This window comes from Streptomyces sp. NPDC030183 (genome assembly GCF_055573455.1).
The window spans coordinates 7,729-19,913 of sequence record NZ_JBVIBK010000049.1; the positions used below are offsets into that span (position 1 = coordinate 7,729).

The 12,185-nt window shown below is 74.7% G+C and carries 8 protein-coding genes; 5 read left to right on the plus strand and 3 right to left on the minus strand.

From position 1 onward, the window contains the following. Positions 1-157 precede the first annotated feature (157 nt). Positions 158-1,441, minus strand: coding sequence for an MFS transporter (locus ACZ4Z2_RS35970; protein ID WP_468081864.1), 1,284 nt, complete (start codon positions 1,439-1,441; stop codon positions 158-160). A gap of 249 nt (positions 1,442-1,690) precedes the next feature. Here ACZ4Z2_RS35970 and ACZ4Z2_RS35975 point away from each other — a divergent pair, with 249 nt between their 5' ends. After that, positions 1,691-3,292 (plus strand): MFS transporter, encoded by a 1,602-nt coding sequence (locus ACZ4Z2_RS35975; RefSeq protein ID WP_468081866.1) that lies wholly within the window; start codon positions 1,691-1,693, stop codon positions 3,290-3,292. Positions 3,293-3,997: 705 nt separating this feature from the next. Here the strand turns inward: ACZ4Z2_RS35975 and ACZ4Z2_RS35980 are convergent. Next, complete coding sequence (locus tag ACZ4Z2_RS35980) at positions 3,998-4,792, minus strand: thioesterase II family protein (RefSeq protein WP_468081868.1); 795 nt, start codon at positions 4,790-4,792, stop codon at positions 3,998-4,000. 296 nt (positions 4,793-5,088) lie between these two features. Continuing rightward, a complete protein-coding gene (locus ACZ4Z2_RS35985) occupies positions 5,089-5,925 on the minus strand; it encodes an AfsR/SARP family transcriptional regulator (protein WP_468081869.1) in 837 nt (278 codons plus the stop codon). A 253-nt stretch (positions 5,926-6,178) separates the two neighbouring features. On the opposite strand from ACZ4Z2_RS35985, the gene ACZ4Z2_RS35990 reads away from it, so the two are divergent. The 4 genes from ACZ4Z2_RS35990 to ACZ4Z2_RS36005 all read left to right on the plus strand — a co-directional run bounded on the left by ACZ4Z2_RS35990 (position 6,179) and on the right by ACZ4Z2_RS36005 (position 11,949). Then, positions 6,179-6,544: a TIGR04351 family putative TOMM peptide gene (locus ACZ4Z2_RS35990; protein ID WP_468081870.1), complete on the plus strand. Its 366-nt coding sequence runs from the start codon at positions 6,179-6,181 to the stop codon at positions 6,542-6,544. Continuing rightward, the gene (locus tag ACZ4Z2_RS35995; protein ID WP_468081871.1) at positions 6,541-8,928 is read left to right on the plus strand and encodes a TOMM precursor leader peptide-binding protein; all 2,388 of its coding nucleotides are present in this window, start codon (positions 6,541-6,543) and stop codon (positions 8,926-8,928) included. Before ACZ4Z2_RS35990 ends, ACZ4Z2_RS35995 begins: the two co-directional genes overlap by 4 nt. Positions 8,929-8,987: 59 nt before the next feature. Beyond that, positions 8,988-10,595 (plus strand): SagB/ThcOx family dehydrogenase, encoded by a 1,608-nt coding sequence (locus ACZ4Z2_RS36000; protein WP_468081872.1) that lies wholly within the window; start codon positions 8,988-8,990, stop codon positions 10,593-10,595. Positions 10,596-10,695: 100 nt separating this feature from the next. After that, a complete protein-coding gene (locus tag ACZ4Z2_RS36005; protein WP_468081874.1) occupies positions 10,696-11,949 on the plus strand; it encodes a sensor histidine kinase in 1,254 nt (417 codons plus the stop codon). Positions 11,950-12,185 lie beyond the last annotated feature (236 nt).

The following is a 12,185-nucleotide window of genomic DNA, read 5'->3' on the forward strand; positions in this document are numbered from 1 at the left end:
CTCCCCCCTCCCTCCCCCTCCCCCACATCCCCCCCCCCCCCCCCCCCCCCCCCCCCCCCCCCCCACCCCCCCCCCCCCCCCCTCTCCCCCCCCCCCCCCCCCCCCCCCCCCCCCCCCCCACGACCGGGGGCGCCGCGCCGGGGGACGCGCGGCGCCGTCAGCCGACAGTGGTTCTGGGTGTCTCGGGACGCGGGACGCGGGGGGAGGAGTCCGCCGGAGCCGGTGCGGCCAGGGAACGGGCCACCAGCAGGACGCCCAGCACCAGCAGCAGCGGCACGCACATGGCCGCGCGGTAGGAGACGGCGGCGCCGACCGCGCCGACCAGCGGCGGGCCGACCAGGAAGCCCACGTAGTTGAAGAGGCTGACACGCGCCACGGCGGTGTCCTCGGCCCCCGGCAGCCGCTGCGCGCCGATCACCAGGGCCTGGGGGATGATGACGGACAGCCCCACGCCGAGTACGGCGAAACCGAGGACGGCGGTCACGGGTTCCGGCGCCGCCGCGACGACGGCGAAGCCCAGCGCGGCGAGCACGGCGCCCGCCCGCACCACGGCCGCGGCCCCCCACCGCTGCACCCAGCCGTCACCGAGGGCGCGGCCCAGCAGGGTGGCCACCATGTAGAGGCCGTAGGGGACGGTCGCCATCGCCTCCGAGCTGTGCAGGGTGTCCTCCAGGAACTTGGCGCTCCAGTTGGTCGCGGTGGAGTCCGCGACGACGGACACGGCCATGATCAGGCAGAGCGGCAGCAGTGGTTTCCAGGGGACACCCCGCCGGCCGTCCGGCCGCGCCGGGGCCGTCCCGGCGGCGGACGTCGCGGCGGCGGACGTCGCGGCGGACCGGGCGGCCGACGGCGCGGCGCTCCCGGCGCCCGGTTCGTCCGGCCGCGGCAGGAGACGGGGGCCGGCCACCACCGCGGCCGGGAGCAGCAGCGCGACGGAGCCGGCGAAGACGGTGAACAGCGACAGGTGCCAGTGGGCGCCGGCCCAGGCCAGGGCGGCGCCGAGGATGCCGCCGAGGCTCGCGGCGCCGTGGAAGCCCAGCATGATGCTGCGGCCGTAGCCGCGCTGGATCCCCACGCCCGTCATGTTCAGGCTCGCCTCCATGGCGCCCACCAGCAGCCCGAAGGCCACCAGGCTGACGGCGAGTTGCCAGACGGCCCGGCCCGCCCCGACCCCGGCGAGCGCCAGGCAGATCCCCGGCTGGACGACCCGCACCACGACGGCCGAGGAGACCCGGCGGACCACCCGCGAGGCGGTGACCGTGCCGACGCCGGCCAGGACCGGGACGGCCGCGAGGAACAGCGGCAGCTCGGCGTCGCTGAGGCCGTACCGGTCCTGGATCGCCGGGATACGGGTGACCAGCAGGGCGAAGACCGCGCCGTGGACGAAAAAGACCAGCAGTAGTGCGGAGCGGGCCTGCCGCAGCCGAACCGGGAGCTCCATGGCACCTCCTTCGGTGTTCGCCGCCGCTCACCCGAGGGCAGCACCGCCGGGACCGTAGGGAGCGCCACTGAAGCGCCGCTTGAGCGGACGGCGGCACTGCGGGGCGGGATGGCGCGGCGGGATGTGGGGGGGGACGGTGCGAGGTGGGGGCGGCGGCGCGAGGTGGGGGGCGGTGCCGCAAGTCCCCCTTCAGCGGGGGCGGCCAGGGTGGCCGTGACCCTGTGCCCGCGCCTGACGGAGGACCGACCCATGACCGGCACCGAGACCGCGGATCCCCGCCGCTGGTGGATCCTCGGTGTGCTCTCCCTCGCCCTGTTCGCGATCGTGCTCAACAACGGCCTGCTCAACGTGGCCATCCCCCAGATGATGCGGAGCCTGGACGCCGACGTGGGCCAGATCCAGTTCATCGTGGACGGCTACGCCCTGGCCCTCGCCGGGGCGTTGCTGACCGCCGGAACGCTCTCCGACCGCTACGGCCACAAGCGCGCGACCCTGTTCGGGACCACCGTCTTCGGCGTCGGTTCGCTGGTCGGCGCGACGGCGGACGGGACCGGTCAGCTGATCGGGGCGCGGGTGCTGATGGGGCTGGGCGCCGCGTGCATCATGCCCGGCACGCTCGCCGTCCTGGTCGACGTCTTCCCGCCGGCCGAGCGGGCCCGGGCGATCGGCGTGTGGAGCGGCTGCTCCGCGCTGGGCGTCGCGGCCGGTCCGGTGGTCGGCGGCGCCCTGGTCGGCCACTTCTGGTGGGGGTCGATCTTCCTGGTGAACCTGGTGCCGGTGGCCGTGGTGCTGGTCGCCGGGGCGCTGCTGCTGCCGGAGTCCGCCGATCCCTCGCCGCGCCGCCCGGACCCGGTGGGCGCGCTGCTCGGCACGGGCGCCATGGTGGGGCTGGTGTTCGGGACGATCCAGGCGGCGAAGCACGGCTGGACGTCCACGTGGCCGGTCACCGGCTTCACCGTGGCCGCCGTCGCGGGTGTCTGCTTCGTGCTGTGGGAACGCCGGCACCCGTCCCCCATGGTGGACTTCGCGTTGCTGTGCCGGGCACCGTTCATCGGGGCGAGCGTGAGCATCCTGCTGCTGATGTTCGGTCTCGCGGGCACGCTGTTCGTCCTCACCCAGCGGCTCCAGTTCGCCTTCGGGTACGGGCCGCTGCGCGCCGGTCTCGCCGTGATGCCCGTGGCGTTGGCGGTGCTGCTCGGCACGATGGTGTGCCCCGCGGTGGTCCGCCGGGTCGGGCCGGGCGGCAGTGTGGCGGTGGGTCTGGCGCTCGGCGCGGCGGGTGTGCTGGTCCTCGGCCGGGTGGGCGAGGGCTATCCGCCGGTGCTCGGCGGGCTCGTCCTCGCGGGGATCGGCTTCGGGCTGGCCATGGGGCCGACCACGGACGTGGTGATGTCGCTGGTGCCGCCGGAGCGGTCGGGTGCGACGGGTTCGCTGGACATGACGATGCAGGAGTTCGGCAACGCGCTGGGGGTCGCCGTGGTCGGCAGTGTCCTGGCCCACAGCTACACGGACGCGATGACCGACGCCGGCCGGCCGCGGGCGGCGACGCGCACCCTGCAGAGCGCCCTGTCACTCGCCGAACGCACCGGCGGCGAGACGGGACACGCGCTCGCCAAGGCCGCGAGGGCGGCCTTCGACAACGCCGCCGGACTGGGCCTGACCGCGGCGGCGGCCGCCGTGGCGGCCGGCGCGGCGGTCGCCGCCCTCCTGATGCCGGGCCGCACGTGGTCGCCGGACAAGGCGGGAGCCCCGGCCGGGGGCACGAAAGCACCGGCGACCCCGGCCCTCAAGAGCCCGGCATCGAAGACCCCGACCCCGGAGGTCCCGGCGGGGCAGACACCCGTCGGCTGAGCGACCCCGACGACAGCGCCTCGCGGACGAACGGCCGCCCGGCGCGAGAGGGCGGCCCGGCCCAAGGACGCCCCGTCGAAAGGCCGCCCGGGGTGCGAGACAACCGCCCGGTGGACGGAGGCGAGCCGCCCGGCGCGTCGCACGGCCGCCCGGCGGACGGAGGATCCCGGCTCCGACGCCCTGAGCCCGCCCGCGAAATCAGCGACTTGGCCCCCCGCGCCCGCGGCACACCGAACGGCCGCCCGGCGGACGGAGGATCCCGGCTCCGACGCCCTGAGCCCGCCCGCGAGATCAGCGACTTGGCCCGCCGCGCCCGCGGCACACCGAACGGCCGCCCGGTGGACGGAGGATCCCGGCTCCGACGCCCTGAGCCCGCCCGCGAGATCAGCGACTTGGCCCGCCGCGCCCGCGGCACACCGAACCTGCGGCCGCCCCTCGGGCGAGCCGCCCGGCGCGTGGGAGGACCGCCTGGGCAGGTGCCGGAGCGGCGGGCGCGGGCTGCCTCTCGCCGGGCGGCCCGGCGGTGTCGGGGGCGGCGCACGAGCGGCCACCCCTCGGCGTGAACCCGTCGCGTACCGTGGCCAAACGGACCCGGCACGCGAACGGCCGCCTCTCCTCCGTGAGTTCGGGAGGAGAGGCGGCCGTCGGCGCCGTTGGGTTGTCCGGCGGGTCGGGCCCCGCAGGGGACTCCTGTCGGAGGGGGTGTCAGTCGCCGGTCGGGGCTCCGACCAGGTCCATGCCGAGCAGGTCGGCTATGTCGGTGTACCGGCTCAGGACCTCCGTGAGCCGGTCCAGGAAGGCGCTCTCCTGTTCCCTGATGTAGAAGTGGCCGCCCGGCACCACCACGGTCTCGCAGTGCACCGTGGAGTACAGGGACCATTCCCGTACCTCGGGGACGGTCACCAGCCGGTCCTCGGCCCCGGCGAAGGTGTGCAGCGGGATCGGCAGCGGCGTGCGGTCCACGCTGCCGGCGCCCTCACAGAGCATCAGGTCGCCCCGGACGACGGGCAGCAGCGCCGCCAGCCACTCCGGGCGGTCCAGCAGGACCCGGGGCAGACCTCCCAGCGCGGCCAGCCCCCGCATCAGCTCCATGTCGTCCGCCACATAGCCGTGGGTGAGGGGCGGCGCGGGCAGGTGCGGGGCGCGGTGGGCGCCGAGGAGGAGCGCGAGCGGCAGCCGTTCGCCGCGGGCCCGGCGGTACTGGGCCAGGGCGAACGCGACGAGGGCGCCCATGCTGTGCCCGAACAGCACGTGGGGGCCGTCGAGTTCCTCACCGAGCTCCCGGTCCAGGTCCGCCACGAGCGCGGGGAGATCGGTGAAGCGCGGCTCCGCCATCCGGCCCTCACGGCCGGGCAACTGCACCGGCAGCACCTCCACGCCGGTTCCCAGCCACCGCTGCCACCCCGCGTAGGCGGAGGCACCGCCACCCGCGTAGGGGAAGCAGAACATGCGCAGGCGACCGTCGTGGCGTGTGCCACCGCGTCTCAGATATCGCGTCATAGTGCCCCGGAACTCCTCTCGTCACGCGGTGGCCACCAGGTGACCAGCCCCCGCACTGCCCACAGCGTCGGGAGCGGCGCTTAAGGGCCGCCAAACGACGACAGATCCGAAAGGGAGAGGAACGCCCCGATCGCCCGCACGGCAGCCGACCACCGGGCGAACAGGGAACCCGCGGCGGGGCCGACGCGGCTCGGACCGAGGGGGACGCGGTCCGGACCGAGGCGGGGCTCAGACCGAGGTCGGGCTCAGACCGAGGCCGGGGTCAGACCGAGGCCGGGGTCAGACCGACGCCGGGGTCAGACCGACGCCGGGGTCAGTGGTCTGACGCGGGGTGTGGCGCCGTCGGGTGCGGTCGGCTCCGGGGACTCCAGGACCGGGTCGGCCCGCAGGATCGCCTGGTGCAGCCGCTGCAGCCGCGTCGACGGCTCCAGCGCCAGCTCCCGGATCAGGCACTGCCGCAGCCTCTGGTAGATGCCGAGCGCGTGGGAGGGCCGCCCGCAGCGGTACAGCGCCAGCATCAGCTGCGCGTGCACGGTCTCGTGCAGGGGGTGCTGGGCGGCCAGCGCGGTCAGTTCCCCGAGCAGCGCGGCATGCCGGCCGAGCCGCATGTCCGCCTCGATCCTGGCGTCGAGGGCGCCGAGCCTGGTCTCCTCCAGCCGTACCGTCTCGACCTCCAGCGCCCGGCCGATCTGCACGTCCGCCAGGGCGGGGCCGCGCCACAGCGCCAGCGCCTGGTGCAGCAGCACCGACGCCTCCCGCACGGACCCCTCGCGCAGCGCCGTCTGCCCGGCCGTGGACAGCCGCTGGAACTCCGTCGCGTCACAGGGGCCGGCCACGTCGAGGGCGTAGCCGCCGTACCGGGTGCACAGGACGTCCTTGGGGCCGCGCACCGCGGTCGGGCCCAGCGCGGTGGCCAGTCTGCGGCGCAGTTGCCGTATGTAGGTCTGGAGGGTCGCGGGCGCGGTGCGTGGCGGCGCGTCCCCCCACAGTTCGTCGAGCAGGGTGGACACCGTCACGACCTGGCCGGCGTGCAGCGCCAGCAGGGCGAGCACCTGGCGGGGCTTGGCCGCGCTGGGCACTACGGACGTGTGGTCGAGCTGGGCGACGAGCGGCCCCAGAACCCGGACCTCCATATGTGGTTCTCCCTCCAGCCAAAACCGCTCGGCTTGCGTTTCGGAGCGCTTCACACTGGCACGGCCTCGCCGCTCGCTCCCAGTGATCGCTTCATCGCTCCCGCGTGAATTACCGAGGCGGCGACCCATGACGAATTCACATGGGAGGCATGAAGGGAACACTGTCGGTGACGACCCCGTGCCCGAAGAATCCTCTCTGCCGGTCCGATCACGGCGACTTCCGATCCATACACAGGTCAATGCGGAGGGCAACGTGCACGAAGGCGTAATTTCCACTCTCGACGGTACGCGCGGCACCGACCAGGCCGAGGGGCTCGACCGGATCCCCGGCCAGGAACTGCGGTTCATGGAACTGGTCGCCCGGGCGTGGCTGGAGCCGGAGCTGTCACGGCGCTACCGGGTGGACGCCACATCGGTGCTCGACGAGTTCGGCGTCACGTTGGCCCAGGGGCAGCAGCCGCCCTCGCTGCCCGAGAACCCGATGGGCGAACTGACCATCGAGGAGCTCTCCCGGCCGACGACCGCCCACGCCCACCTCTGCTTCTGCCTGAGCGACGAGGCGGCCCCGGACGCCCGGCACTCGACCGCGGGGGCCGGGAGCCGGGGGGTCGCGCCGTGACCGCCGTCTTCGGTGAACGTCCCGCGCATCCGCCGACCACGCACGACCGGCGACCCGTGGGGTTCCGCAGCCACCTGAGAGCCGAGGTCGTCGCCGACGACGCCGCCTACCTCCTCTCCGACCGTGGGGTGACCGCGCTTCAGGGGGACCACATCGAGGCGCTGGTGCCCCTGCTGGACGGCACCAGGGACCTGTCGTCCCTGCTGAGGGACGCGGCTCCCGAGATACCGCCCGAGCAGGTGGGCCGGCTGGTCGCGCGGCTCGCCCAGGCCGGTCTCGTCGGGTACTCGGCACCGGCCCCGGTCACCGGCGGCCCCGGCGACCCGTGCCGGCCCGCCCGCGCGTTCTGGGAACTGGCCGGGCTGGACGGCACGGTGGCCCTGCGGCGGCTGGCCGCGGCTCCGCTGGAGATCCTGACGGTGGGCGGGGCGAGCGCCGAGGGGGTGCGGGAGGCGTGCCGGGCCGCGGGACTCTCGGTGGCCGCGGACGGCCGGGCCCACGGTGCGCAGCGCGCCACCGGGGACGACCTCGCCCCGCTGTCCCTCGTCGTCTGCGACGACTATCTGAACCCCGAGCTGCGTGAGATCGACGCCCTGCACCGGGCCACGGGGCGGCCCTGGCTGCTGGCCCGGCCCGGTGGTTCCACCGCCTGGATCGGCCCGGTGTTCCAGCCGGACGCCGGCCCCTGCTGGTCCTGCCTGGCCCACCGGCTGCGCGGTCACCGGCTGTGCGAGGCCCCGGTGCGGCGGGCGCTCGGCCTGAGCGGCCCCGTGCCCCGGCCGGCCGCCCAGGTGCCGCCGTCCGCCGCGGCGGCCGCGCAGCTCACCGCGCTGGAGACGGCGAAGTGGCTGGCGGGCTACCGCTATCCGGGCCAGTCCGCGGTCCTGACCCTGGACACCCTCGCCCTGTCGACCCGTCACCACGAGCTGAGGCGCCGCCCCCAGTGCCCGGACTGCGGTGACCCCGGCCTCGTCGCGCGGCGGGTGCGGCAGCCGGTGACGCTCGTGTCCCGGCCCAAGGCGCCGTACGCGGGGGGCGGGGGGCACCGGGCGCACTCCCCCCAGGAGGTCCGTGACCGGTACGCGCACCTGGTCAGCCCGGTGACCGGGGTGATCGAGGAGATCCGCAGGGACCCGCGGGCACCGGCGGGGCTGCACTGCTACCTGGCGGGCCGCAACGCCGCGCTGGGCGGAACCGATCTTGCGCGGCTGCGGGCCGGTCTTCGCCACCTCAGCGGCGGCAAGGGCGCCACCGCGCTGGACGCCGAGGTGAGCGCCATGTGCGAGGCGCTGGAGCGCTACAGCGGCACCCTCCAGGGGGACGAGCCGCGCGTCCGCGACAGTCTGCGCGGCCTGGGGGACGTGGCCGTCTCCCCGGACGTCTGCCAGCTGTTCGCGCCCCGGCAGTTCCGCGACCGGGAGCGGTGGAACGCCCTGCACGACGCGTTCCAGTACGTGCCCGAGCCCTTCGACGACCGGGCCCCGGTCGACTGGACCCCGGTGTGGTCGCTCACCGAGCGGCGCCGACGGCTGCTGCCGACCGGCATGCTGTACTTCCCCGGCGCCGCCGACGGGTCGTCGCGCCCGGTGGCCGGCCGGCGCTCGCTGCGCGCCGACTCCAACGGCAACGCCGCGGGCAGCAGCCTCGAGGACGCGATCCTGCACGGCTTCCTGGAGCTGGTCGAGCGGGACGCCGTCGCCCTGTGGTGGTACAACCGCACCCGGCAGCCCGGCGTGCGGCTGCACGGTCCGGACGGGTTCGGCGACGGCTGGACCGGGGAACTGCTCGACGTGTACCGGCGGATGAACCGCGAGGTGTGGGTCCTGGACCTCACCTCCGACCTGGGCGTGCCGGTGTTCGCGGCGGTGTCGCGGCGCACCGACAAACCCGCCGAGGACATCATGTTCGGCTTCGGCGCCCACTTCGACCCGGCGGTGGCGCTGCGCCGCGCGCTGACCGAGATGAACCAGCTGCTGCCCGCCGTGATCGGCGCGCGGCCCGACGGCACGGGTTACGGCACGACGGCGCCGGAACCGCTCGGCTGGTGGTGGGGGGCGACCGTGGCCACGCAGCCGTACCTGCTGCCCGATCCCGCCCAACCGGAGCGGCGTCCGGCCGACTTCGCCTTCCGGCACCGCCCGGATCTGCGGGACGACGTCGAGGCCGTCGTCGAGCTGCTGCGCGGGCACGGCATGGATCTGCTGGTGCTCGACCAGACGAGGCCCGACATCGGGATCCCGGTGGTGAAGGTCGTCGTACCGGGGTTGCGCCACTTCTGGGCCCGGTTCGCGCCCGGCCGGCTGTTCGACGTACCGGTGCGGCTGGGCCGGCTGTCCGCGCCGACACCGTACGACGACCTCAATCCGGTCCCCTTGTTCCTTTGACCGTTCATCTGAGCCGTACGGCGCCCCACCGCCGTCTTCCCTGCCCCCCAGGAGCCCCTATGTCCGCCGAGAGGCCGTTCAGCACCGTCGTGGCAACGCAGAGCGAGAGGCGCTGCGTCGCCCTGTGGTCGCTCCGTGAGGACGTCCTGGTGGACATGGGCGGCCCGGCCAGTCCCGTGGTGCTCTCGGGGCGGTGGGGGGAGACCCGGCTGCACCGGGCGGGCCCGCTGGTCCGCGAGGCGCTGCGGCGGATGAGCCTCGGCCCGATATCGCTGGCCAACGTGGCGGCCGAGATGGCGGCCGAGAGCACCGTGCGCCCCTCCTCCCCCGGGGGGCGCACGGCCACCGCCACGGGTGCGCAGGCGGAGATCCTGATGGTGCTGCACCGGTTGCAGCACATGGTGGTGCGTTCCCTGACGCTGGAGGGCGCCGACCAGCCCCTGTTGTCGGTGGTGCCGATCGCGCAGTCGGCCCGGTACCGGCCGGACGCCGTCGACCGGCAGCGTCCGGTGCGGCTGTCCCGTTTCGCGTTCCTGCGCAGCGAGGGCGACGGGTTCGTCCTGGAGGGGCCCGTGTCGCTGTACCGGGTCGTGCTGCACGGCCCGGAGGCCGCCTGGGTGGTCGGCATGCTGGGCCGCGCGCTCACGGTCGACGAGATCACCGCGGCCGTTCCGCTGCCCGCCGCGGTGGTCACGGAGATCGTCGGCCACCTGCTGGGGGCCGGCATGGTGGTTTCCGCGGAGCAGTCGCCGCCCGCCGACGACGACCGCGCCCGGCCGGACGCGCACGGCGCGGGCCGGGGCGGCGGCACCCCGGTCACCCGCTTCGCGGAGGACCGCGACCCGGCGCTGCTGTCGTGGGGTGCCGTCGACCTGCTCTTCCACAGCCGCTCCACGCTCGGCCGGCACGACGCGGACTTCGGCGCCACCTATCCGCTGGCCGAGCGCCTGCCCCCGGCCCCGGCCGTCAAGCCGCTGCCGGACGGCCCGCGCATCGTTCTCCCCCGGCCCTCGCTGAGCGAGGTGACGGCCGCGGACCCGCCGTTCACCACCGTGGTGGAGAAGCGCCACAGCATCCGCACCTACGGCTCGGAGCCGCTCACCGCCGCCGCGCTGGGCGAGTTCCTCTACCGGGCGCTGCGGGTGCGCAGCCTGCACGAGCGGCACGACGGGGGCCGGCACGGGGAGGCGTACACCGACCGGCCGTACCCCAGTGGGGGCCGCGCCTACGAGCTCGAGTTCTACCTGACCGTCCGGGACTGCTCCGGCATCCCGTCGGGCACCCACTACTACGCGCCGCTGGAGCACTGCCTGGTACAGGTCGGCGACGGCGGGGCCGACTCTGCGACGGCGGAACTGCTCGCGGAGGCGCAGATCACCGCCGGGCTGGACGACCCGCCCGCGGTGGTCATCACCATCACCTCGCGCATCCACCGGCTGTCGTGGAAGTACAGCGGTCTGCCCTACGCGCTGACGCTGAAGCACGTCGGCGCGGTCGTCCAGAACCTGTATCTGATCGGGACGGCGATGGGCCTGGCCGCGTGCGCCCTGGGGAGCGGTGACGTCGAGCTGGCCGCCCGCACGACCGGCACCGACTGGCTGACCGAGCCGAGCGTCGGGGGCTTCGCCCTCGGCGTGGCCCCGCCTCTGTCACCAACCATCCCCTAAAAACGCACAGTTGGTCCATGAGTCCTACATCTAATACTTAAAGTTCAATGATCCCGCATAGACTGGTCGCTCCTTGATCCCGTTCAGGTGAGGGGCGTTCATGGAGACAGCCGCGCCGGGCGCGGAGACAGAAGTCGACCGTTCCTTAGGGGAGACCGCCACCGGCGGGGTCGGCGGCAACACCACTCTCTCGACGGCGGTCCGCGCCCTGGGCCTCAACGCCCCGCCACCCCGGCTGGCCCGGGGCGTCGTCCTGATCGTCGAGTGCGGTTTCGTCCTGACCGGCTTCCTGAACATCGCGGACGCGGAGCCGGGGCCGCTGACCCTCGCCGCCTCGGCCCTCGGTTTCAGCCTGGTCTTCCTCCTTCAACTGGTACACACCGCCCAGCGTCTGCGGCGGTTCCGGGCACGCTGGTACCGGTGGACGCTCACCCTCCAGGCCCTGCTGACCTATCTCCCGCTGTTCGCCCTGGGGTTCGGCTGGGGCGGGATGGCCGGCTTCCTGGGCGCCTCCCTGCTGCTGGTGCTCCAGCCCACGGTGGCCTGGCCGCTCTTCGGGCTGGTCGCGGCGGCGGCCGCGGCGACCGGGCCGCTGCTGGGCATGAACCTGGTCGGCTCGGTGTACATCGCCGTCTCCACGGTACTGACGGGACTGATCGTCTACGGCCTCAACCGGCTCGCCCAGCTGGTGGTCGAGGTGCACGCGGCCCAGACCGAGCTCGCCCGGCTGGCCGTCACCCAGGAGCGGCTCCGCTTCGCCCGGGACCTGCACGACCTGCTCGGCTACAGCCTGTCGGCCGTGACCCTGAAGAGCGAACTGGCGTGCCGGCTGGTGCCCGCGGCCCCCGAGCGCGCCCTGGAGGAGCTCAAGAGCATCCTGGAGATCTCCCGGCAGGCGCTCTCCGACGTCCGCACGGTCGCCCGCGGCTACCGGGACATGTCGCTGACCACCGAGGCGGTGTCGGCGCAGGCGGTCCTGGCGGCCGCCGGCATCCAGGCGGAGGTGGAGTGCCGGGTCGACCTTCCCGAAGGGGAGGTGAGCACCATCATGGCGACGGTGCTCCGGGAGGCCATCACCAACCTGCTGCGCCACAGCAAGGCGGAGCACTGCCGGATCGAGTTCCGCGCGAGCTCCTCGGGCGAGCTGGTCCTCACCATCGCCAACGACGGGGTGCAGAAGACCGCCTCGGGCTTCCGGGACCTGTCGGCCGGCTCGGACGGCAGCGGACTGGGCAATCTGCAGTTCCGGCTGTCGTCGATCGGAGGCCGTCTGATGTCCGGGGTGGACGAGGCGGGGTGGTTCGTCCTGCGGGCCGCGGCTCCGCTGCGCCAGACCGTCCGCCACGCCGACTGAGCGGGGCGGCCGGAGGCCGGCGAACGGCCGAAGGCCCAGGAACGGTCGGGGGCCGGGGAACGGGCGGAGGCCCAGGAACGGGCGGAGGCCCATGAACGGCCGGGGGCCGAGGAACGGCCGGGGGCCGGGGAACGGGCGGAGGCCGGGGAACGGGCGGAGGCCCAGGAACGGGCGGAGGCCCATGAACGGCCGGGGGCCGAGGAACGGCCGGGGGCCGGGGAACGGGCGGAGGCCGG

Coding starts and splice junctions, on each gene's coding strand:
- ACZ4Z2_RS35970 (WP_468081864.1), bottom strand. CDS start 1,441: ATGGAGCTCCCGGTTCGGCTGCGGCAGGCCCGCTCCGCACTACTGCTG.
- ACZ4Z2_RS35975 (WP_468081866.1), top strand. CDS start 1,691: ATGACCGGCACCGAGACCGCGGATCCCCGCCGCTGGTGGATCCTCGGT.
- ACZ4Z2_RS35980 (WP_468081868.1), bottom strand. CDS start 4,792: ATGACGCGATATCTGAGACGCGGTGGCACACGCCACGACGGTCGCCTG.
- ACZ4Z2_RS35985 (WP_468081869.1), bottom strand. CDS start 5,925: ATGGAGGTCCGGGTTCTGGGGCCGCTCGTCGCCCAGCTCGACCACACG.
- ACZ4Z2_RS36000 (WP_468081872.1), top strand. CDS start 8,988: ATGTCCGCCGAGAGGCCGTTCAGCACCGTCGTGGCAACGCAGAGCGAG.
- ACZ4Z2_RS36005 (WP_468081874.1), top strand. CDS start 10,696: ATGGAGACAGCCGCGCCGGGCGCGGAGACAGAAGTCGACCGTTCCTTA.